The sequence below is a fragment of the Roseovarius nanhaiticus genome (assembly GCF_900156535.1).
Taxonomy (GTDB): domain Bacteria; phylum Pseudomonadota; class Alphaproteobacteria; order Rhodobacterales; family Rhodobacteraceae; genus Roseovarius; species Roseovarius nanhaiticus.
The window spans coordinates 398880-419237 of the sequence record NZ_FTNV01000003.1; the positions used below are offsets into that span (position 1 = coordinate 398880).

The following is a 20358-nucleotide window of genomic DNA, read 5'->3' on the forward strand; positions in this document are numbered from 1 at the left end:
ATCCCGCCTCAGGCACCCATAGCTCAGCTGGATAGAGCGCTGCCCTCCGAAGGCAGAGGCCATAGGTTCGAATCCTATTGGGTGCGCCACTTCGCCTTCGTTTCGACGCGTAAGTATCTGGTTTCAGACCACTATTTCGATTTGGTATTCGAGAGCGCGTCGAGGATGCGCGCCCAACTGCGCGTGCCTTTGTGGAAGCTTTCCATGTCGTATTTCTCGTTCGGCGAGTGAATCGCGTCGTCATCCTTACCAAAGCCGATGAGCATCGCCGTCATGCCGAGGATCTCTCCGAAATGGCCGGCGATCGGGATTGACCCGCCGCAGCCGACATAGGCGGCCTCTTCCGGCCACTCATTGCTGAGCGCCGCGCGCGCTGCCTCGAATGCGGGGTCCGAGATGTCCATGATCCCGGCGCGGCTGTTGCCATGCGCGGTGAATTCGGCGCTGCAATCTTCGGGCAAGGCGGCATGCACATGGGCGCGGAAGGCATCGCGGATCTTGTCCGGATCCTGCCCCTCGACCAGGCGAAAGCTGATCTTGGCGCTGGCCTGACTGGGTAGCACGGTTTTGAAACCGTCGCCCGTGTAACCGCCCCAAATGCCATTCACCTCAGCGGTAGGGCGTGACCAGATCATCTCGAGCGGCATGCGTCCGTCTTCGCCCGCAGGGCGCGACAGGCCCACATCGCCAAGAAACTGCGCATGATCAAAGCCGAGCCCCTCCCATTGCGCGCGCACCTCGGGGGCGAGATCGGGAATTCCGTCATAGAAACCGGGCAGGGTGACCCGGCCCGTATCGTCGTGCAAACCGGCCAGCGCGCTGGCCAGAACCCGGATCGGGTTGGCCGCAATGCCGCCGAAAAAGCCGGAATGCAAATCCTTGTCGGGGCCGGTGATTGTGACCTCCTCGCTCACCATGCCGCGCAGCATGGTGACGATGGCCGGCGTTTTCGACTGGAAAAGTCCGGTGTCGCAGATCAGCGCGATATCGGCGCGCAGCTCGTCCGCGTTTTCCTGCATGAACGGCACCAGAGAGGGCGAGCCTGATTCCTCTTCGCCTTCGAAGAAAAACGTGATGCGGCAGGGCAGGGTGCCGTTGACCTCTTTCCAGGCGCGGCAGGCCTCGACGAATGTCATCAGCTGACCCTTGTCATCGGATGTGCCGCGTCCTCGGATCACCTCGCCCTTGGGCGTCTGCTCGATCGCAGGGTCAAAGGGGTCGCGCGTCCAGAGCGGCAAAGGATCGACCGGCTGGACATCATAATGCCCGTAAAACAGCAAATGCGGCGCGCCCTCGGGCGCGTCCTGGCCTGCGTGGCCCACGACCATTGGATGCTTGGGCGTCTTGCGCTTTTCCGCGTCTATTCCAATGCTTTGCAGATCGGAGACCAGCCAGTCGGCGGCATCTTGGCATGCGTCCGCATAGGCTGGATCGGTTGAAATGGAGGGGATGCGCAAAAATTCCAAAAGGCGCCCGGTCGCCTCGGGCATCGCGGCGTCAATACGGGTGAGAACGTCGTTCAGGGACATCTTTGGGGCGCCTCATTTAAGGAAATTTGCGGCGACCCTATCAGCGTGCGCCCGGCTGTCCAGCCGGAGAACGGAAAAGGTGCGTTCATTGATTTGGATCAACGGTGTGCGACGCGTCAATCTGTACCCTGTTGCAACGAAAACGTGGTGGCTATATCACCGTTATATCTCAGGTGCCGCCATGTTGTGCGGCCTGCCTCGGCCCAGGAAAGGTGCCGGGCAAGACCCAGGAAAGGATCCGCACTTGGATCAGCCGATCGACTATACCGCCAAACTGGACGAGGCCTTGGGCCGCCTACACGAGGAGGGGCGTTATCGCACCTTCATCGATATTGAACGGCGGCGCGGGCAGTTTCCGCATGCAGTGTGGACGGCGCCCGACGGGTCCGAGCGCGACATCACCGTCTGGTGCGGCAATGACTATCTGGGTATGGGCCAGCATCCCGAGGTGCTGAGCGCGATGCATGAGGCGATCGACGCGACCGGCGCCGGTTCTGGCGGCACGCGCAATATTTCGGGAACCACCGTCTATCACAAGCGGCTTGAGGCCGAGCTGGCCGACCTTCATGGCAAGGAGGCGGCGCTTCTCTTCACGTCCGCATACATCGCCAATGACGCAACGCTCAGCACGCTGCCCAAGCTGTTTCCCGGTCTCATCATCTACTCCGACGCGCTGAACCACGCCTCGATGATCGAGGGGGTGCGCCGCAATGGCGGGGCCAAGCGGGTGTTCCGTCACAACGACGTTGAGCATCTGCGCGAGCTGATGGCCGCCGATGACCCTGCCGCGCCCAAGCTGGTCGCGTTCGAGAGCGTCTATTCGATGGATGGCGATTTCGGCCCGATCGAGGCGCTGTGCGATGCGGCTGACGAGTTTGGCGCATTGACCTATATCGATGAGGTTCACGCGGTGGGCATGTACGGCCCGCGCGGCGGTGGCGTAAGCGAGCGTGACCGCCTCGCGCACCGGATCGATATCATCAACGGCACGCTGGCCAAGGCGTATGGCGTCATGGGCGGCTATATCGCCGCCTCGGCCAAGATGTGCGACGCGGTGCGCAGCTATGCGCCCGGGTTCATCTTTACCACGTCGCTGTCGCCTGCCGTGGCCGCCGGCGCCGCTGCCAGCGTCGCCTTTCTCAAGCGTGATCAGACCCTGCGCGAGCGGCATCAGACGCAGGCCAAGATCCTTAAACTGCGTCTGAAGGGCATGGGTTTGCCGCTGATCGATCATGGTAGCCATATCGTGCCCGTGATGGTGGGCGATCCCAAACATACCAAGAAACTCAGTGACATGCTGCTTGAGGGCTACGGCATTTACGTGCAGCCGATCAACTTCCCCACGGTGCCGCGCGGGACCGAGCGGTTGCGCTTTACCCCGTCACCGGTGCACGGACCCAAAGAGATCGACAAGCTCGTAACTGCGATGGATGCGCTCTGGAGTCACTGTGCGCTAAATCGTGCCGAGATGAGCGCCTGACCGCCAAAATGGTGCAAAAGGTATTGTGCTGTGCTAGCTTGCCTGAAAACAAAGGTCACGGTCGAATCGGGACATTCGATCCAAGACTTCAGAGCATTGAGGGGCAGTTTGCATGATTTTGCGCAGGTTTTCGCGAAAGAGCGCGATTGAAGAGACCGAGCCGCGTGGCTTCGACTCGTTTGACCTGCGGCTTGGCGACCTCATGCGAGGCGAACGTGCCACCATGGGCAAATCGCTGCTGGACGTCGAGCGCGAGCTGCGCATCAAAGCCAGTTATGTTGCCGCCATTGAAAACGCCAATCCCGACGCCTTTGACACACCCGGCTTCATTCCCGGTTACGTGCGCTCATACGCGCGTTATCTCGGAATGGACCCCGACCGTGCCTTTGCGACCTTCTGCACCGAAAGCGGGTTTTCCATCGCGCATGGCATGTCCGCAGCCGCATCCTCGGTGCGGCGCAGCGACACTCCAATTCCGCGCGCAACGGGCCGGGGTGACGCACGCCTGACAGCGCCGAGCACGCCTTTCATTCCCGCCAGCGAGAGCGTTCTTTCCCGGATCGAGCCGGGGGCCATCGGATCGGTCGCCGTTCTGGTCGCACTGATCGGTGCCATCGGCTACGGTGGGTGGAGTGTTCTGAACGAGGTGCAGCGCGTTCAGGTGACCCCGGTCGAAAACACGCCGGACGTTCTGGCCGATCTGGACCCGCTTGCAGGTGTCCAGACCCGCCGAGCCGAGACAGCCTCGCAGGACGATGTCGCCACCGTTGGGCTTGGCGCGCCCGAAGGTGACACGCTGGATCGCCTCTATCGCCCCGAGGCGCTGGACGTGCCGGTGCTCGTGGCACGCGACGGGCCGATCTCGACTCTTGACCCGATGCAAGGCGGCACGCTGCCTGGCGTCTCTGTAGCCTCCGCCGAGCCGAGCGCCACCGATGTCAGCGCCGAGCCGAATGCGATTGATGCCGCTATCGCGTCCATCATCAGCCCGCAGGTCGTGGCCGATGCCCCCACCGAAGTGCAGATGGTCGCTGTGCGTCCGGCGTGGGTGCGCGTGCGCTCTGCCGATGGCACCGTGATCTTTGAGGGCGTCATGAACGCAGGCGACACCTACGATGTGCCGCAAACCGAGGTGCCGCCAACGCTTCGCGTGGGCGAGTCGGGGGCGATCTATTTCAAGGTTGCAGGCGCACATTATGGGCCTGCCGGCCCGCGCGGCTCGGTCTCGTCGAACATCGCGCTTGCGCCCGGAGATCTGACCGGCACCCTGGACGTGGCCGACCTGGCGCGGGATTCCGATCTGGAGCGTTACGTCGCCGAGTTGGGTAGCGATCTTACCGCACCGGCAGTGCCGCCGGCATCCGAGTAACACCTGCACCCACGCGCTTCGCCAAGACGATTGAAGCTGGCGCCCCGCTGTCCTATCTGGTGAGATGAACGCAGGCCCGGCGGCACTTTCCGCCGGAGGAAGGACCGCACATGTCTCTCTATTCTATCCGTCCGTGGCGCCACATCGAACGGCGCCAGAGCCGTCAGATCCATGTTGGCAGCGTGCCGGTAGGTGGCGGTGCGCCCATTTCCGTGCAGACCATGACAAATACGGCGACCACCGATGTGGCCGGCACAGTGGCTCAGATCCAGGCGGCGGCGGATGCAGGTGCGGATATCGTCCGCGTTTCGGTCCCTGACGAGGCGTCTTCCAAGGCCTTGAAGGATATCGTCCTCGAGAGCCCGGTGCCCATCGTCGCCGACATTCATTTTCACTACAAGCGCGGGATCGAGGCAGCCGAGGCAGGCGCGGCCTGTCTGCGCATCAACCCGGGCAATATCGGCAGCCCCGATCGGGTGCGCGATGTGATTGCGGCGGCACGCGATCACAATTGTTCGATCCGCATTGGCGTCAACGCGGGCAGCCTCGAGCGGCATCTGCTGGAAAAATACGGCGAGCCATGCCCGGATGCGATGGTCGAATCCGGGCTGGAGCATATCCGCATTCTTCAGGACAACGATTTCCACGAATTCAAGATCAGCGTGAAGGCGTCCGATGTCTTCATGGCCGCTGCCGCCTATCAACAGCTGGCCGATGCGACGGACGCGCCCATCCATCTTGGGATCACCGAGGCGGGCGGGCTGATCAGCGGCACGGTCAAATCGGCCATCGGCATGGGCAACCTTCTATGGGCCGGTATCGGTGACACGATCCGAGTCAGCCTGAGCGCGGATCCGGTCGAAGAGGTCAAGATGGGCTTTGAGATCCTGAAATCGCTGGGTCTGCGGCACCGGGGCGTCAACATCATCAGCTGCCCCAGCTGCGCGCGGCAGGGTTTCGACGTGATCAAGACTGTCGAAGCATTGGAGCAGCGGCTGGAACATATCAAGACGCCCATGAGCCTCAGCATCATCGGCTGTGTCGTGAATGGGCCGGGCGAGGCGCTGATGACCGATGTCGGATTCACCGGAGGCGGCGCGGGGTCCGGAATGGTTTATCTGGCCGGCAAGCAGAGCCACAAGCTGAGCAATGAGCAGATGATCGAGCATATCGTCGAGCAGGTGGAAAAGCGCGCCGCCGAGATCGAGGCGGGCGAGGTCGAGGTGGCCGCTGCCGAGTGACGCCGCGCCAGTCCAGCGCCAAAACGCAAAAGCCCCACCCCGGTTGATCCGAGGCGGGGCTTTTGCTTTGTCGTCAAGCGGGCGTTACCCGCGCACGTCTTCGACGATTTCCTGCATGCCTTCCAGCGGGATGTAGCCGCGCAGAATCTGGTCTTGCATCACGAAGGAGGGCGTACCCGAGATCTGGAGGGCTTGGCCGAGAGCACGATTTTCGTCGATGACCTGCGTGACGCTGTCATCATCCATATGCGCGGTGATCGCTTCGGCATCGAGGCCCAGATCGTCGGCCAGACCGGCGAGGGCGGGGACCGCCATGTCGCCCTTGTAGGTCATCATCGCGTCGTGGACCGCCTTGTAAGCGTCACTTCCCAGCTGTTGCAGGGTCGCGATCGCAAAGCGAGAGGCGACCGTGGACTGCTCGCCCAGAATGGGGAATTCCTTGACGATCAAACGGATATTACCATCGGAGGCGATCAGCTCTTCGACCTCGGGAAAGGCGCGTCGGCAATAGCCGCAGCGGTAATCCATGAACTCGACGATGGTGACATCGCCCTCGGGATTGCCGCCGACCCAGGAATTCTCGTCGCTGAACAGTGCGTCTGCGTGCTGCTGGATGAGGTCGGTATCGTTGGCGCTTTGAAGCTCTTGCTGGCGCTGCTCCATCACGGCTGCGGCCTCGAATATGACCTCCGGGTTCTGCAAGAGGTAGGCGCGGACACGTTCGCCAAAGGCGTCATCGTCCATTTCCGTGCTCTGTGCTGCTGCCGGTGCCGTGATCGCGGCCTCCGCGGTCTCGGTCTCGGGTGCGGACGCTTGCGCGCTGCTGATCTCGTCCTCGGCGGGCGCGGGCGCGTCGTCGCCGGTGAACAAGGCGGTCAGGGCGGCACCGACGACGATGACGCCTACTCCGGTTACAATGGCTGTGCGGTTCATCGGATTGCTCTCCGTTGGGATAAGGGATGGGCCGGGCGCATTCCTAGCGCCCTGCGGTCTTGGCGGCAGAAAGCACATCCTGCGCCCGTTGCCAACCACCCGACCCGTTAGGCAGGAGGCCCGAGGCTCGCTGGGCATGTAGCTGCGCATCCTCCATTCGGCCTTGCATCGCATAGCGCTCGGCCGTGACCAGCGAGGCCATGCCGTTCTGTCCGCCGCGCGCGTAGGCGACCGCCAGATCGCGCATCACGCGCGCATCGCGCCCGTCACGTCCGCGTGCCTTTTCCAGCACTTGCAACGCCTTGCCGTATTGGCCTTGCGCGACCAGGGCGCGCCCGTATGAGCCAAGGATGAGCGCATTGTCGGGTGCGAGGTTCACGGCGCGCGCGTAGGCATTGATGGCTGCGTCGAACTGCCGACTTTCCATCAGGATCTGGCCGCGCAGCTCGTGGTAGAAGGGATCGTTGGGGCGCGCGGCTATGGCGCGGTCCATCGCGGCTATGGACTTGCGCAGGTTCGACTGGCGGTGCCATGCGACCGCCTGCTGCATAAGGCCGACATCGGCAAATCCTTCGCGGGCGGCGCGGTTGAGGGTCCATTTCGGGCTGCGTTGAAATGCCGACAGCTTGCCCTTGGCGCGGGCGAACCAATAAAGATCGGCGTTGCTGGCCGGGGTCTTGCCCGCGTAGGCGGCTGTCAAACGCTGGAGCACACGCACCCGGTCGGCCGACATGGGATGCGTGCGCGCATAGGGATCCTGCCGCGCGGCCGAGAGGGCCTCTTGCCCGCGAAAGATGTCCATGACCGCAACGGCGCCGGATGGGTCGCGGCCCGCACGTACCATATAGGCGACGGCGGCGTTATCGGCGCTGCTCTCCTCGGCGCGGGTATGCGAGAAAAGCAGGCGCTGCGCCGTTCCTTGTGCGCCCGCCGCGATTCCCAAAGCTGCGGCGCCGCTGCCCGATACGGCACCCGCCGCCGCGGCCAATGCCATGCCGAGGCCCGCGGCGGTGCGCGCGTTGCGGATGTTCTGCGGGCGGCGTACCAGATGACCATTTGCGATATGGGCCGCTTCATGCGCGATCACCGATTGCAGCATTTGGGGGGTCTCCATCTTGAGCAGAAGGCCCGAATTGATGAAGATCGTGTCGCGGTCCACGACAAAGGCGTTCAACTTGCGCTCGTCGATGATGAGAATATCGGTGCGTGTCGGGTTCAGACCCGCCGCTTGCAGGATGGGCGCGGCCAATTGCCCCAGCGCGTACTCGATGCCCGGATCGCGCAGCAGGGTTACGGCGCGGGCAGGCTGTGCCGCGCAGACGACCGTCACTGTCAGGGCAAACGCCATGAGGGCCGAAAACTGGCGAATTTGGCGCATGTTGTGGCCCTGCCGAATTGTGAAAACCGAGCGTCCTTGAGAGGTGCAGTCTAGAAAGAAACCTTGCCCCGCATCAAGACCTGCCAGCGCCGCTCCGCTGATCGTGATGGGCTGGGCGGCGCGCCGCGCTGGTGCTAGAGTGCCGCCAAACGGCGCGGGCAGAACGGCGCTTCAGGCATGGATCTTGCACAGATGAAAACTTGGATGGGTGCGGCTGCCTTGTGGGTGCTTGGCACCGCGGCGGCAGCACAACAAAGCGATTTCGGCGCATTGGCCCGCCTCGATCCAGAGGCGAGCGCCATTACCGAGCGGCGCGGCGATATCAGCGCTGTTCTGGCGCTGAGCCAGGGCGTGCCGTTCCGCATCTTCAGTCTGGATGCGCCGCCGCGGATCGTTGTCGATTTTCGCGAGGTGGACTGGGCCGGAACGCTCGGACCGGAATTGGTGCAGACGGATCTGGTCACCTCGGCGCGCGTCGGCGGCTTTCGCCCCGGCTGGTCGCGCATGGTGCTGGAGCTGGCCGGCCCATACGCGCTGGCACAGGCGGGGCTGACCAGCGATCCGAACGGCGCCGGGGCCGAGCTGCACCTTTTGCTGGAGGAGACTACGGCGGAGGTCTTCGCCGCAGGCGCGGGCGTGCCCGAGCAGCCGGGCTGGGACTTGCCCGAGCCGGCGGATACGGGCGCGCGGCCCGAGGCGAAGGGGGATGGCGATCTGGTGATCGTGCTCGATCCGGGTCATGGCGGCATCGATCCGGGCGCGGGCGAGGGCGAGACGCTGGAGAAGGACGTGATGCTGGCCTTCGCGCGCGTGCTGAAAGAGGCGCTGCTAAGGCGCGGCGACACCCAAGTGGTGATGACGCGCGAGGATGACAGTTTTGTCTCGCTCGAGCGGCGCGTGGCCATCGCCCATGCCGCCGAGGCCGATCTGTTCCTGTCGCTCCATGCGGATTCGCTGGGCGAGGGGCGCGCGCGCGGCGCCACGATCTACAAGCTGGGCAAGGACGCTAGCGATGCGGCAAGCGCCGCGCTGGCCGAGCGGCATGACCGCGCCGACATGCTGGCGGGGCTCGATCTCAGCGGGACGGATGATGTGGTGGCCGACGTGCTGATGGATCTGGCCCGGATGGAGACACAGCCGCGCGCCGACCTGTTGGCGCGTGCGCTGCTGATCGGGCTGGAGGAGGGCGCGCTGCCGGTCAACTCCAAGCCGATCCGCACGGCCAGCTTTTCCGTCCTGAAATCGCCGGATATTCCGTCTCTTTTGCTGGAGCTGGGCTTTTTGTCGAATGGCCGTGATCTGAATAATCTGACCGATCCTGAATGGCGCGGGCGCATGGCGCAGGCCATCGCGGACGGGATCGGCGCCTGGATGATCGCGGATGCGGCCAATGCCGATCTGGTGCGTCAGTAGGCGCCGCCAGTCATTGCCGGGCGCGATGCGCGGATCGGCGCGCGCACTGGCGCGCTTGTGTTTTGACGTGAGGCGCGGGCGCGCCTATACGGGCAGGAATTACGTCTGAGAAGGGACGCGCGTGCTTCGACATATCCTGACATTCTTCGGCTCGATCTTTAGCCTGATCACCATGGGTATCATGATGATCGCGCTCAGCATTGGCGCGATCTTCTATATCTACGGGCGCGATCTGCCATCGCATGAGAGCCTTGCGAATTACACGCCTCCGACGATCAGCCGCATTTTCTCGGGCGAGGGGCGGATCATCGACGAATTCAGCCGCGAGCGACGCCTTTACACGCCTGCCGAGGAAATCCCTGCGCTGGTGAAAGAGGCGTTCATCTCGGCCGAGGACAAGAATTTCTATACCCATGGTGGCTATGACGCGCGGGGCATCGCCGCCGCCGCCGTCGAGGCAGTTCAGACGCGCGGGCGCACTGTGCGCGGTGCGTCGACCATCCCGCAGCAGGTGGTCAAGAACTTCCTTCTTTCGGGCGACCGCAAGATCGAGCGCAAGATCAAGGAGATCATCCTCGCCACGCGGATCGAAGAGGCGCTCGACAAGGAAAAGATCCTCGAGCTCTATCTCAACGAGATTTTCCTGGGGCAGAACAGTTATGGCGTGGCCGCCGCTGCGCAGACCTATTTCAACAAGTCGCTGGGCGAGCTTGCCCCGCATGAGGCGGCGTTCCTGGCCTCCATGCCCAAGGCGCCTAGCGATTTCCACCCGGTGCGCAACGCGGACCGCCTGCTGGAGCGGCGCAACTTCGTGCTGCGCGAGATGCGCCAGAACGGTTATATCACGCGCGAAGTCTATGACAGCGAGGTCGCACAGCCGCTGCGCAGCGTGCAAAACGGCGATTACGAGCCGTTCTCGGCCAATCTGCCCCCGCGCGACTATTTCACCGACGAGATCCGCCGCCAGCTGAGCCGCGATTTCGGCGAGGGCGAATTTTTTTCCGGCGGCTTTTCGGTGCGTGCCACGATCGACCCCGAGATGCAGGTCGAGGCGGCGCTGGCGCTGCAGAACAAGCTGGAGGAATACGACCGCAATCTGGGCCGTTGGCGCGGGACCGGCAAATCCATCCCGCCCGAGGCGCTGGAGAGCGAAGAGGCGTGGCGCGCCGCTTTGGCCGAGGTTGATGTCGCCCGCGACGTGCAGCTGGACAGCCAATGGTATCCCGCCGTGATTCTCGGGATCGAAGATCAGCAGATGCGCATCGGTATCGAAGGTGTCGAGGCGTCCGAGGCCGAGCCGCAAGTTATCCCCCGCGACGATATCGGCTGGTTGCCCGGCAATTTCCAGGAGACCTTCAAAGTAGGCCAGGTGGTGCATGTGCGCCGCATGACCGACGAGGGGGCATTCGTGCGCTGGACGCTGCGGCAGGTACCGCAGGTTCAGGGCGGTTTTATGGCGATGGACGTCAACACAGGCCGTGTGATCGCCATGCAGGGCGGCTTTTCCTACCAGAATTCGGTATTCAACCGCGCCACGCAAGCCAAGCGTCAGCCCGGCTCCAGCTTCAAACCCTTTGTCTATGCCGCGGCGCTGGACAGTGGTTATAGCCCCGCGACAATCGTGGTCGACGCCCCGATCGAAGTGAACACGCCGCAAGGCCTTTGGCGGCCGCGAAATTCGTCCAACAAGTTCTACGGACCGACGCCCCTGCGCACCGGGATCGAGCAATCTCGGAACCTGATGACCGTTCGCCTCGCGCAGGAGGTGGGTATGGACACCGTCGCCGCTTATGCCGAGCGGTTCGGCGTCTATGACAATATGGGACCGTTCCTGGCCAACGCGCTGGGATCCGAAGAATCGACCGTCTTTCGTATGGTTGCAGCTTACGCGATGTTCGCCAATGGCGGCGAGCGGGTGGAGCCGACTTTGGTGGACCGCGTGCAGGACCGTTATGGTCGGACCGTCTATCGCCACGATCCGCGTGTCTGCGCGGATTGCGATGATCCTACACTCGCGCCGGGCCGCAGTCCGCGCATCGTATCGAACCGCAGCCGCGTGATCGACGCGATCACCGCCTATCAGCTTACCTCGATGATGAAGGGGGTCGTCGATCGGGGCACAGCGGCGGGCAATGTCAATCTGTCCGTGCCCGTGGCGGGCAAGACGGGCACCACCAATGATGCGCGCGACGTCTGGTTCGTGGGCTTTACCAGCAATATCGTCGCGGGCTGCTATATCGGTTATGACCAGCCGCGCAGCCTTGGCCGTGGCGCCTATGGTGCGGGCATGTGTGGGCCGGTCTTTACCCAGTTCATGCGCAAAGCGACCGCGAAATACGGCGGCGGCGAATTCGCAGTGCCGCCGGGCGGCCATTTCATCAAGATCGACCGTTTCACCGGTGCGCGCCTGCCTGACAGCGCCTCTGGACCCAGTGTCGTAGCCGAATATTTCCGCGATGGCGAAGATCCGATCTTCGGTCTGGCCTTCGATGGCGGCTTTGCGATGGGGACCGATCTGGATCTCTATGACGATGGCGAGAGTGAAACGGTGCGCGACGTGACCACCTCGGGCGGCGGCACGGGGCAGGTCGGGCAAAAGGCGACCTTCGGCTCGATGAGTTCGGGCGGCTTGTACTGACGCGCAGCGCTGGAATGCGACTGGCCCGCGCCACCGGCGCAGGTCAGCGCGCCTTGCCCGTGCGGGCGCGCTGCGGTATCAGGCGAAAGATCATGTTGGGAAGGCCCGAATGCGCGCTGAAATTCAGAATATCACTCAGGACATCAATACCTCGCTGGAGCTGCTGCGGCAGCGCCTTGGCTGGGAGACGGCCCAGCACCGGCTGGAGGAATTCAACGCGCGTGTCGAAGATCCTGGCCTGTGGGATGATCCTGCCAAGGCGCAGAAACTGATGCGCGACCGCCAGTCTCTGGTCGATGCGCTGGAAACTCATGACAGCATTCAAAGCGAGTTGTCGGACAATATCGAACTGATCGAGATGGGCGAGGCCGAGGGTGACGCCGATGTTGTCACCGAGGCCGAAACCGCCCTCAAGGCGCTGAAAAAGCGGGCCGCGGCGAAGGAGCTGGAAGCGCTGCTGAACGGCGAGGCGGATGCCAACGACACCTTCCTCGAGATCAACGCGGGTGCGGGCGGCACCGAAAGCTGTGATTGGGCCAACATGCTAGCGCGGATGTATGTCCGCTGGGCCGAAAAGCGCGGCTATACGGTGGAGTTGCAGTCCGAGCAGTCGGGCGACGAGGCGGGGATCAAATCGGCCGCCTACAAGATCAGCGGGCACAATGCCTATGGATGGCTCAAATCGGAATCGGGGGTGCACCGTCTTGTCCGCATCAGCCCCTTCGACAGCGCGGCCAAACGGCACACGTCCTTTTGTTCGGTCTGGGTCTATCCGGTGGTCGATGACGACATCGAGATCGAGGTGAACCCCGCTGATATCCGCATCGACACCTATCGCAGCTCGGGCGCGGGCGGCCAGCACGTCAACACCACTGACTCGGCGGTGCGGATCACGCACCATCCCACAGGGATCGTCGTGACCTCGTCCGAGAAATCTCAGCACCAGAACCGGGATATCGCCATGAAGGCGCTGAAATCGCGGCTTTATCAGCTGGAGCTGGACCGCCGCAATGCAGCCATCAACGAGGCGCATGATGCCAAGGGCGATGCGGGGTGGGGCAACCAGATACGTTCCTACGTTCTGCAGCCCTACCAGATGGTCAAGGATCTGCGGACGCAGGTCGAGACATCCGACACCAAGGGCGTTCTGGACGGCGATCTCGATCAGTTCATGGCCGCGACACTGGCGATGAACGTCAGCGGCAAGAGCCGGGCCGAGGCGCAAGGCGAGTGATGCCAGCGCCCCGGCATTCGTGCGGGAATGTGAGTATTTTTACCAAGATGAAAATAGGACGACGGTGCTATTTCAGCGGATCGTGGCCCCAGTTCATCAGTGAGTAGCGCCAGTCGGAATGCTTCACATCCTCGTCGGGGCCGCCCTGCGCGGTGTGGCGTTTGATGTAGCCCGTGACCTTCGCCATGTGGTCCCACTGATCCTCTGACAGATCGTCCTTGTTGGTGCGCAGTATCTTGACGATGCGCCGGCCCGAGGCGTGTCCAGTGGACTCGCCGCTTTCACTGTCACCGACGGATTTCGACTCTTCCGTCTCGAGGAATTCTTCGAGTTCCTTTGGCGCCATATTGACCAGATTGCGCCATTCGTCCCAGATCTGATCGCGGGATTTGGATGAGGACATGCCGGAGGCTCCTTTGCTGTGGCTTTGCAAAGCAACCCGCCCGGGGACAAATGGGTTTCATCCCATGCGCTGACCGCGCTTATTCTTCGCGCCCGTATCTGGCAAGGCGCCCGTGCAAGTGCCGCGCTTGCGGCGCGCCTGCCTCGAGCGCGAAGACATAGGCATGCGTCAGGAAAAAGCAGGATGCGTCGAGATCGTTGGCGCTATCTGCTGCCTCCGTATAAAGCGCGATCAGCGCGGCGTGATCCGGCCCCTCATGGGCGGCGAGCATCCGGCTGTGCAGATCGCCGCTCATTCCGCCGCCTTGGCCGCGCCGCGATGCGCCTCGACCTTGCCTGCGACCCAGGCGTGGAAGCAATGGGTCGGGCTGTCCATGACGGGTGAGAAGCGACCGCCATCGAAGCTGGTTACGTGTCGGCCCTTCTGCATGCCCTCGACAACGAAGATGTCCTCTTCGAAGACCGTCTTCCAGAGTTGGGAATTGCGCGCCTTTAGCCCCTCGTCGATGCCCGGCTCGGCGTAATAGAGATGGATATGCTCGGCCGTGCGTTCGAGGCTTTTTGGCTCGAGAATGATGGCGAAGGCATGGTCGCGGTGCACCCCAAGGAGCACATTGGGATAGGCCGCAATATATTCGGCCTGCTCGTTCCACTTGGCGCCGACATCGGCGAAATCTGGGAAAGTGTCGCCGTTTTCGTTGGTGAGCTGGCGATAGACCATCGTGCCCTGGCCGGAGAAGGCGCCCGGCTCCTCGATATGGTAGTGATCCTCGAGGCGTGAATAGCTGTTGAGGCCGGGATGAACCCAGGGCAGATGGTAGCTCTCGCAGTAATTTTCGACCGCGAGTTTCCAGTTTGTCTGAACCTCAAGGGTAAAGCGGCTGCCTGCGCCGCCGTGATGCACCGGCAGGTCAAACTCGCGCCAGCGATGGATGATGGGGGCCATCGCTTCTTCGAAATCGGGCGCGTCGCCCGAGACATTGATCCAGACGACGTCGCGCCAGATGTGGCTGCGAACCTCGATGAGGCCTAATTCACTACGCTTGATGGCCGGGTGGGTATTTTGCCCCGGTCCGCCCACATGAGGGGTCGAGACAAGCGCGCCCTTGGTCGAGTAGCACCAAGAGTGATAGGGGCAGCGGATCGCGCCCTCGATCTTGCGGGGCTCTTCGACCAGGATCATGCCGCGATGGCGGCAGATGTTCTGAAAGACGCGTACATCGCCGTCCTTGTCCCGCAGAAGCAAGAGCGGCATCCCGAGAAAGGTGATTGGTACGGCATCGCCCGGATCGGGAACGTCGGCGCCCACCGCGAGGCCGGCCCATTGGGAGTAGAGCAGGGCGTGCTTTTCCTCCTCGAAGACTGCGGGATCGACGTAATGCGCATTCGGCAGGCCATTGGCGGTCTCGACTGGCGCGCGCACGGAACTCAGGTCGGTCACGGTCATGGCAATGCTCTCCGATCTCGGTGGTGTCGTGGCACCAGTATGACGCGGCGCACACGGCGAGACCGCCAATTCGCGACAGCGATTGCCTCAAGGCGACAGCGCCGCCGCAAGGAAATCGGACGCGCCCTCAGCGAAATGGCTGATCGAGGCGCAGGAGACGGGCGTGAAAGGGAGGGAGGTCGTCGAGGCCAACGAGGGATTTCCCGCGCGCGGCGGCAAGGATCGCGGCGGTATTTCCGCCCAGATGCTCGTAGACCATGCGGGCCGCGCGGATGCCGGCGATCTTTTCGCGCACTGTGCGGGTGACATAGCCTTCCCAGAGGTTCGACTGGAACGAGGTTTCTGGCGCCAGGAAGTTGAACGAGCAGGCCAGCGAATTGCGATGCGTGACGAGGATCATGATGCCCTCTTCCTGTCGCAGGACAATGCCACGGAATTCGCGGTCGTGGCGCGCGGTCGAGAGGCCCTGTCGGCGCAGCGCGTCCAGCGGCTCGGACCCGCGCAGGAAGGTGTAGCCGTCTTGTCGGTGAATATAGATCAGGCCGCGCACAAAGAGCGTTTCATCGACAAAACTGCGCCGGACGAAGCGGTAGATACCGCTGGGAAAGAGATCCTCGGGCACCGTTACCGGCTCTTTGCCGAAAAAACCGGCGACTGCGGGGTGATCCAGCAAGTCGAATGAGGCATTGCGCAGGCTATCTGCGGGTTCCAGAAGGATACGCGCGTCGGTGCCAAAGAACTGACAGATCCGGTCGAGCACATCGGGCCGCGGAAAACTCTCGCCGGTCAGATACCTGTTGAATTGGGTGCGGTTGATTCCCAAATCGCGGCACAGTCCGGCGATGGAGGGATAATCAGCGCTGAGTTTGCGCAGGTTTTCTCCGAAAATGGCGCGGATACGGGCCGGGTCGGCGTCGCGATTGGCCTGTGGGCTGTGCAAATCTGCCATCTTGGCTGCCGTATCAGGGCCTACGGCGCGCTGCGCCGTGTACTGATTGGGTTTGGAGGTTTTCGGGTCGGCGAAGGCTCATGGTCGTACACCTTTCCGGTCAATTTCGCATCCGATCATGCCACCTCACCATGTTTGGTACATGTTGTCACGGTATGTGACGCTACTTGGCGTCATATTTTGCGACTCGTGACACAAATGGATCATCTCGTCCGGCGATTCCGCGATAGCCCCCATCGCGCAAAAACGACATTTTGGTTAATGGGACAAATCCCGGACAGAGAAGGCGGATAACGCGGACAGTCCGGGAACGCAAGAACAGCGGCGCCTGGTGCCGCGACTGGGCAGATTATTTGGGGGTGGCTTACATGTACGGTGTCGTTCTTTGGACTGATCAACGGCAAAATCGCGCGGTTATCTGGTGCGAGGATCATGGTGATCTGGCCTTCTATCGCGGCGCTGAAGGTGGTGATGCGGCGATGGCTGCGGGCGATCTGGTCGAGTTCGATCTGCGCGACACTGGCGAGATGCGTCTGGCCGACACGCCGCGCCTGATCACGCAGCGCAGCCATCCGACGCTGTGCACCGAGCTGAAAAAAGCAGGTGCAAAATTGGGCGTCCTGAAGGCCAGCCCACGGCGCGCGGCCAATAGCGATCATGCCGCCAACGTCATTCGGTTTCACGACGCGCGCGTTGCCGCCTACGCCTGAATGTACCCGCCGAAATTGGAAAGGGCGGGCCTGCCAGCCCGCCCTTTTTCTTGTAGGGCCGCGTTTTTCTAGCTGCCGCGGGGCAGGGCAGCGATGCCTGTTCTGGCAAGATCAGAAAGGCCCAACGGGCGCATCAGATCCGCAAAGGCATCGATCTTTTCCGACGTCCCGGTGATTTCAAAGGTAAAGCTGTCGAGGGTCGAATCCACGACGTTGGTCCGGAAAATATCCGCCAGGCGCAGCGCCTCGACACGCTTGTCACCGGTGCAGATCACCTTCATCAACGCCAGCTCCCGCTCGACCGCGCGGCCTTCGACCGTCAGGTCGTTGACGCCGTGGACCGGCACGATCCGGCCCAGCTGCGCCTTGATCTGCTCGATCACCTGGGGCGTTCCGGTGGTGACGATGGTGATGCGGCTCATATGGCCTTCGTGGTCGATTTCGGCCACGGTGAGGCTGTCGATATTATACCCCCGGCCCGAGAAAAGCCCGATGACCCGCGCCAGCACGCCGGCCTCGTTATCGACCAGAACGGCCAGGGTATGGCGCTCTTCCACATCCGAAAAGTTGGGACGCAGGTTGTAGGCCGAATGCTTGTTCGAGCCTTTCTTGATCTTGAGTGCGGACATTTACTGTCTCCTTCGTGCCGGGCCGGCGCCGAATACGTCCAGACCCGAAAATGTTTTGTATTGAAGAGCCTGCGGGCCGCCCTTAAACCATCACCGCGCCTTTGGAGCCAATGGCGTCCTTGGTGGACGCCTCACCCAGCAGCATCTTGTTATGCGGCTCGCCCGAGGGGATCATCGGGAAGCAGTTCTCATGCTTTTCCACGAGGCAATCGAAGATCACCGGGCCGTCATACTTGATCATCTCGTTGATCGCGTCATCGAGATCGGCCGGATCCTCGCAGCGGATGCCCTTGGCGCCGAAGGCCTCGGCCAGCTTGACGAAATCGGGCAGGGCCTCGGACCAGCTGTGCGAATAGCGCTCGCCATGCAGAAGCTCTTGCCACTGACGCACCATGCCGAGGCGTTCGTTGTTGAGGATGAACTGCTTGACCGGCAGGCGAAACTGGATGGCGGTCCCCATCTCCTGCATGTTCATCAGCCAGCTGGCCTCACCCGCGACGTTGATGACCAGCGCATCGCGGTGGGCCATCTGAACGCCGATCGACGCGGGAAAACCGTAGCCCATCGTGCCAAGGCCGCCCGATGTCATCCAACGGTTCGGATCCTCGAAGCCGAGATATTGCGCCGCCCACATCTGGTGCTGGCCCACCTCGGTGGTGATGTAGCGATCATGTCCCTTTGTCAGCGCTTCGAGGCGCGCGAGGGCGTGCTGCGGCTTGATCACTTTGCCCGCTTGCTTGAAGCTGAGGCAATCGACCTTGCGCCATTCATCAATGCGCGCGTTCCACTTGCCGATCGCTTCGGCATTGACCTTGCGGCCACGCGATTTCCAGACATTCAGCAGGTCCTCGAGCACATGGGCAATGTCGCCCACAATCGGAATATCGGTCTTGATCACCTTGTTGATCGACGAGGGATCGATGTCGATATGCGCCTTCTTCGAGCCAGGAGAGAACGCGTCGAGCCGTCCGGTGATCCGGTCGTCGAAGCGCGCGCCGATATTGATCATCAGATCGCAATCGTGCATCGCCATGTTCGCCTCGTAAAGGCCGTGCATGCCCAGCATCCCGAGCCATCCTTTGCCTGACGCCGGATAGGCGCCAAGGCCCATGAGCGTCGAGGTGATCGGAATGCCCGTCGCCTCCACCAGCTCGCGCAAGAGCTGGCTGGCCGCCGGGCCGGAATTGATCACGCCGCCGCCGGTGTAGAAGACCGGGCGCTTGGCCGTCTCCATCGCGGCCACCAGCTCGGTAATGGCATCGAGATCGCCTTTGACCTGCGGCTGGTAGTGCGACGTACGCACTTTTTGCGGGCCGACATAGTCGGCGCTGGCGAATTGCACATCCTTGGGAATGTCCACCAGCACCGGGCCGGGGCGGCCCTTGGTCGCCACGTGGAACGCCTCGTGGATCGTTGCCGACAGCTTGGCGGTGTCCTTGACCAGCCAGTTATGCTTGGTGCAGGGGCGGGTTATGCCCACGGTATCCGCTTCCTGGAAGGCGTCCGAGCCGATCATGAAGGTTGGCACCTGGCCCGTGAGGACGACGATGGGGATGCTGTCAAGCAGCGCATCGGTGAGGCCGGTCACGGCATTCGTGGCCCCCGGCCCGGAGGTCACAAGAACCACGCCGGGTTTGCCACTGGAGCGGGCATAGCCTTCGGCCGCGTGCACGGCGCCCTGTTCGTGGCGCACCAGAATATGCTGGATGCCTTCTTGCTGGAATACTTCGTCATAGATCGGCAGAACGGCGCCACCGGGATAGCCAAAGACGACTTCAACGCCCTGATCCTTGAGGGCTTGAACCACCATTTTCGCTCCGGTCATCTGACGTGTCATCGCTTTGCTCCGTTCATGACATCAATCCGCTTGCGCGCATAAAAAAGCCCCCGTTGATCGGGGGCGCATGGGGTCTGGTCTGGGTGTCCGTTTACCGGCCCATGCGCAATTTCCGTGTGATTACTACTAGAGGCGCCAATGGACCACTCCCTTTTGCGTGCCAGCGGACATTATGACCGGGTTCGAGGGGCGTCAAGCGCCATGGGCGGATAAAATGTCGCGGTAGTACACTTTTCTTTCCATTTGTTGCGCAAAACGGATCGAATTTGATTGGATGCAGGGCTGATGAGCCTGAAAGGCATAATGTCGCTCTGCCCATGACGCGACCAAAAGGCGTGGGATGCGCTGGATACCTGCCGCGAGCGGGCAGGCATTCGGCCAAAGCGCGCACCCTATTGGCGGCTTGGCAACCCCAAGACGACACCTGGGCGTATGACCGATGGATCATACGCCTTGCGTGCGAAGACGTCGCAAACATCTGCGGCGAAGCTGTCCAGCGGGTCCATTGGGTAGTCAGGATCGAAGCTGGATTGATCCCAACGCTCGCAGAAATCCGCACAGCTTTGATAGCAAGGATGATGCCGGAACTTCTGCCGCTCTTCGGGGTCCCATCCGTAATGATGGGCGTAATAGGCCATCTGAAAAATCCCATGATGCTCGACCACCCAAGCCACCTCTTCGCGCACGTAGGGGCGGAGGATTTCTGCGGCCATCCGGTCATGGTTCTGCGGGGCCAGCCGGTCGCCGATGTCATGCAAGAGCGCCGCAACCACCCAATCGCGATCCGCGCCGTCCTGCCGTGCGCGCGTGGCCGCTTGCAAGCCATGCTCGAGCCGGGTGATCTGGTACCCGGCCAGCGTTTCGTCCGCCTGCGCTGCAAGCTCCTTGAGAAGACGGCCGGCGGTGCCCGCGAGGAACGGTTGTTCCAGCTTTTCCAGCAATTCGTAGTCTTCGCGCGTGCCATCCTTCATCTGGGTGAAGGACACTGTCGGGCCACTTTTTGTCATGAATATGCCTCCGGTCCTGGGCGGTGTCTGGCGGGTGCGCAATGGTCCGATACGGGTAGTGCGCTGCGGTAGCTTGGCGCAAGACGCCGCAGAGCGCCAGATATGTCGAGAGGCAAATGCAGGCGCCGGGATCTACCGGGCGACATCAGATCAGGCGAGCGT

The 20358-nt window shown here is 62.5% G+C and carries 17 protein-coding genes and 1 tRNA gene; 8 read left to right on the forward strand and 10 right to left on the reverse strand.

Features of this window, described 5'->3' with window-relative positions:
* Positions 1-12 precede the first annotated feature (12 nt).
* Positions 13-89, forward strand: a tRNA-Arg gene (locus tag BW975_RS15085).
* 42 nt (positions 90-131) lie between these two features.
* On the opposite strand, the gene BW975_RS15090 is transcribed toward BW975_RS15085, so the two are convergent.
* Positions 132-1529 (reverse strand): M20/M25/M40 family metallo-hydrolase, encoded by a 1398-nt coding sequence (locus BW975_RS15090; RefSeq protein ID WP_076535130.1) that lies wholly within the window; start codon positions 1527-1529, stop codon positions 132-134.
* A gap of 256 nt (positions 1530-1785) precedes the next feature.
* Between BW975_RS15090 and hemA the strand changes: the two genes are divergently transcribed.
* The 3 genes from hemA (at position 1786) to ispG (ending at position 5619) form a co-directional block, all read left to right on the forward strand.
* Positions 1786-3009, forward strand: a complete 1224-nt coding sequence (hemA, locus tag BW975_RS15095; RefSeq protein WP_076535281.1) for a 5-aminolevulinate synthase — start codon at positions 1786-1788, stop codon at positions 3007-3009.
* A gap of 112 nt (positions 3010-3121) precedes the next feature.
* Complete coding sequence (locus BW975_RS15100; RefSeq protein WP_170846586.1) at positions 3122-4378, forward strand: helix-turn-helix domain-containing protein; 1257 nt, start codon at positions 3122-3124, stop codon at positions 4376-4378.
* A gap of 110 nt (positions 4379-4488) precedes the next feature.
* Entirely contained in the window at positions 4489-5619 is a 1131-nt protein-coding gene (gene ispG, locus BW975_RS15105) for a flavodoxin-dependent (E)-4-hydroxy-3-methylbut-2-enyl-diphosphate synthase (RefSeq protein WP_076535131.1), read from the forward strand.
* Positions 5620-5703: 84 nt separating this feature from the next.
* On the opposite strand, the gene BW975_RS15110 is transcribed toward ispG, so the two are convergent.
* Entirely contained in the window at positions 5704-6552 is an 849-nt protein-coding gene (locus tag BW975_RS15110) for a DsbA family protein (RefSeq protein WP_083687133.1), read from the reverse strand.
* Positions 6553-6595: 43 nt separating this feature from the next.
* Positions 6596-7930: a M48 family metalloprotease gene (locus BW975_RS15115; RefSeq protein WP_076535132.1), complete on the reverse strand. Its 1335-nt coding sequence runs from the start codon at positions 7928-7930 to the stop codon at positions 6596-6598.
* A gap of 192 nt (positions 7931-8122) precedes the next feature.
* Between BW975_RS15115 and BW975_RS15120 the strand changes: the two genes are divergently transcribed.
* The 3 genes from BW975_RS15120 (at position 8123) to prfB (ending at position 13215) form a co-directional block, all read left to right on the forward strand.
* Positions 8123-9343 carry an N-acetylmuramoyl-L-alanine amidase gene (locus BW975_RS15120; protein WP_092746249.1) on the forward strand — a complete coding sequence of 407 codons (1221 nt, stop codon included), beginning with the start codon at positions 8123-8125 and terminating at the stop codon, positions 9341-9343.
* Between the two features lie 121 nt (positions 9344-9464).
* A complete protein-coding gene (locus tag BW975_RS15125) occupies positions 9465-11981 on the forward strand; it encodes a penicillin-binding protein 1A (protein ID WP_076535133.1) in 2517 nt (838 codons plus the stop codon).
* Between the two features lie 109 nt (positions 11982-12090).
* Complete coding sequence (gene prfB, locus BW975_RS15130) at positions 12091-13215, forward strand: peptide chain release factor 2 (protein ID WP_076535134.1); 1125 nt, start codon at positions 12091-12093, stop codon at positions 13213-13215.
* Between the two features lie 67 nt (positions 13216-13282).
* Here prfB and BW975_RS15135 read toward each other — a convergent pair whose 3' ends face one another.
* The 4 genes from BW975_RS15135 to BW975_RS15150 all read right to left on the reverse strand — a co-directional run bounded on the left by BW975_RS15135 (position 13283) and on the right by BW975_RS15150 (position 16013).
* Entirely contained in the window at positions 13283-13618 is a 336-nt protein-coding gene (locus BW975_RS15135) for a DUF3140 domain-containing protein (protein WP_076535135.1), read from the reverse strand.
* A gap of 79 nt (positions 13619-13697) precedes the next feature.
* On the reverse strand, positions 13698-13913 hold the full coding sequence (locus tag BW975_RS15140) for a hypothetical protein (RefSeq protein WP_076535136.1): 216 nt from the start codon (positions 13911-13913) through the stop codon (positions 13698-13700).
* The gene (locus BW975_RS15145) at positions 13910-15070 is read right to left on the reverse strand and encodes an aromatic ring-hydroxylating oxygenase subunit alpha (protein WP_418314385.1); all 1161 of its coding nucleotides are present in this window, start codon (positions 15068-15070) and stop codon (positions 13910-13912) included. Before BW975_RS15145 ends, BW975_RS15140 begins: the two co-directional genes overlap by 4 nt.
* Before the next feature lie 121 nt (positions 15071-15191).
* Positions 15192-16013 (reverse strand): helix-turn-helix domain-containing protein, encoded by an 822-nt coding sequence (locus BW975_RS15150; protein ID WP_076535138.1) that lies wholly within the window; start codon positions 16011-16013, stop codon positions 15192-15194.
* Between the two features lie 368 nt (positions 16014-16381).
* Here BW975_RS15150 and BW975_RS15155 point away from each other — a divergent pair, with 368 nt between their 5' ends.
* A complete protein-coding gene (locus BW975_RS15155; protein ID WP_076535139.1) occupies positions 16382-16723 on the forward strand; it encodes a hypothetical protein in 342 nt (113 codons plus the stop codon).
* Between the two features lie 68 nt (positions 16724-16791).
* On the opposite strand, the gene ilvN is transcribed toward BW975_RS15155, so the two are convergent.
* The 3 genes from ilvN to BW975_RS15170 form a co-directional block, all read right to left on the reverse strand.
* Entirely contained in the window at positions 16792-17352 is a 561-nt protein-coding gene (ilvN, locus tag BW975_RS15160; protein ID WP_076535140.1) for an acetolactate synthase small subunit, read from the reverse strand.
* A gap of 82 nt (positions 17353-17434) precedes the next feature.
* Entirely contained in the window at positions 17435-19189 is a 1755-nt protein-coding gene (locus BW975_RS15165) for an acetolactate synthase 3 large subunit (RefSeq protein WP_076535141.1), read from the reverse strand.
* 392 nt (positions 19190-19581) lie between these two features.
* Positions 19582-20196, reverse strand: a complete 615-nt coding sequence (locus BW975_RS15170) for an HD domain-containing protein (protein ID WP_244512578.1) — start codon at positions 20194-20196, stop codon at positions 19582-19584.
* Positions 20197-20358: the final 162 nt, after the last annotated feature.

Coding starts and splice junctions, on each gene's coding strand:
- BW975_RS15090 (WP_076535130.1), bottom strand. CDS start 1,529: ATGTCCCTGAACGACGTTCTCACCCGTATTGACGCCGCGATGCCCGAG.
- BW975_RS15100 (WP_170846586.1), top strand. CDS start 3,122: ATGATTTTGCGCAGGTTTTCGCGAAAGAGCGCGATTGAAGAGACCGAG.
- ispG (WP_076535131.1), top strand. CDS start 4,489: ATGTCTCTCTATTCTATCCGTCCGTGGCGCCACATCGAACGGCGCCAG.
- BW975_RS15110 (WP_083687133.1), bottom strand. CDS start 6,552: ATGAACCGCACAGCCATTGTAACCGGAGTAGGCGTCATCGTCGTCGGT.
- BW975_RS15115 (WP_076535132.1), bottom strand. CDS start 7,930: ATGCGCCAAATTCGCCAGTTTTCGGCCCTCATGGCGTTTGCCCTGACA.
- BW975_RS15120 (WP_092746249.1), top strand. CDS start 8,123: ATGAAAACTTGGATGGGTGCGGCTGCCTTGTGGGTGCTTGGCACCGCG.
- prfB (WP_076535134.1), top strand. CDS start 12,091: ATGCGCGCTGAAATTCAGAATATCACTCAGGACATCAATACCTCGCTG.
- BW975_RS15135 (WP_076535135.1), bottom strand. CDS start 13,618: ATGTCCTCATCCAAATCCCGCGATCAGATCTGGGACGAATGGCGCAAT.
- BW975_RS15140 (WP_076535136.1), bottom strand. CDS start 13,913: ATGAGCGGCGATCTGCACAGCCGGATGCTCGCCGCCCATGAGGGGCCG.
- BW975_RS15150 (WP_076535138.1), bottom strand. CDS start 16,013: ATGGCAGATTTGCACAGCCCACAGGCCAATCGCGACGCCGACCCGGCC.
- BW975_RS15155 (WP_076535139.1), top strand. CDS start 16,382: ATGTACGGTGTCGTTCTTTGGACTGATCAACGGCAAAATCGCGCGGTT.
- ilvN (WP_076535140.1), bottom strand. CDS start 17,352: ATGTCCGCACTCAAGATCAAGAAAGGCTCGAACAAGCATTCGGCCTAC.
- BW975_RS15165 (WP_076535141.1), bottom strand. CDS start 19,189: ATGACACGTCAGATGACCGGAGCGAAAATGGTGGTTCAAGCCCTCAAG.
- BW975_RS15170 (WP_244512578.1), bottom strand. CDS start 20,196: ATGACAAAAAGTGGCCCGACAGTGTCCTTCACCCAGATGAAGGATGGC.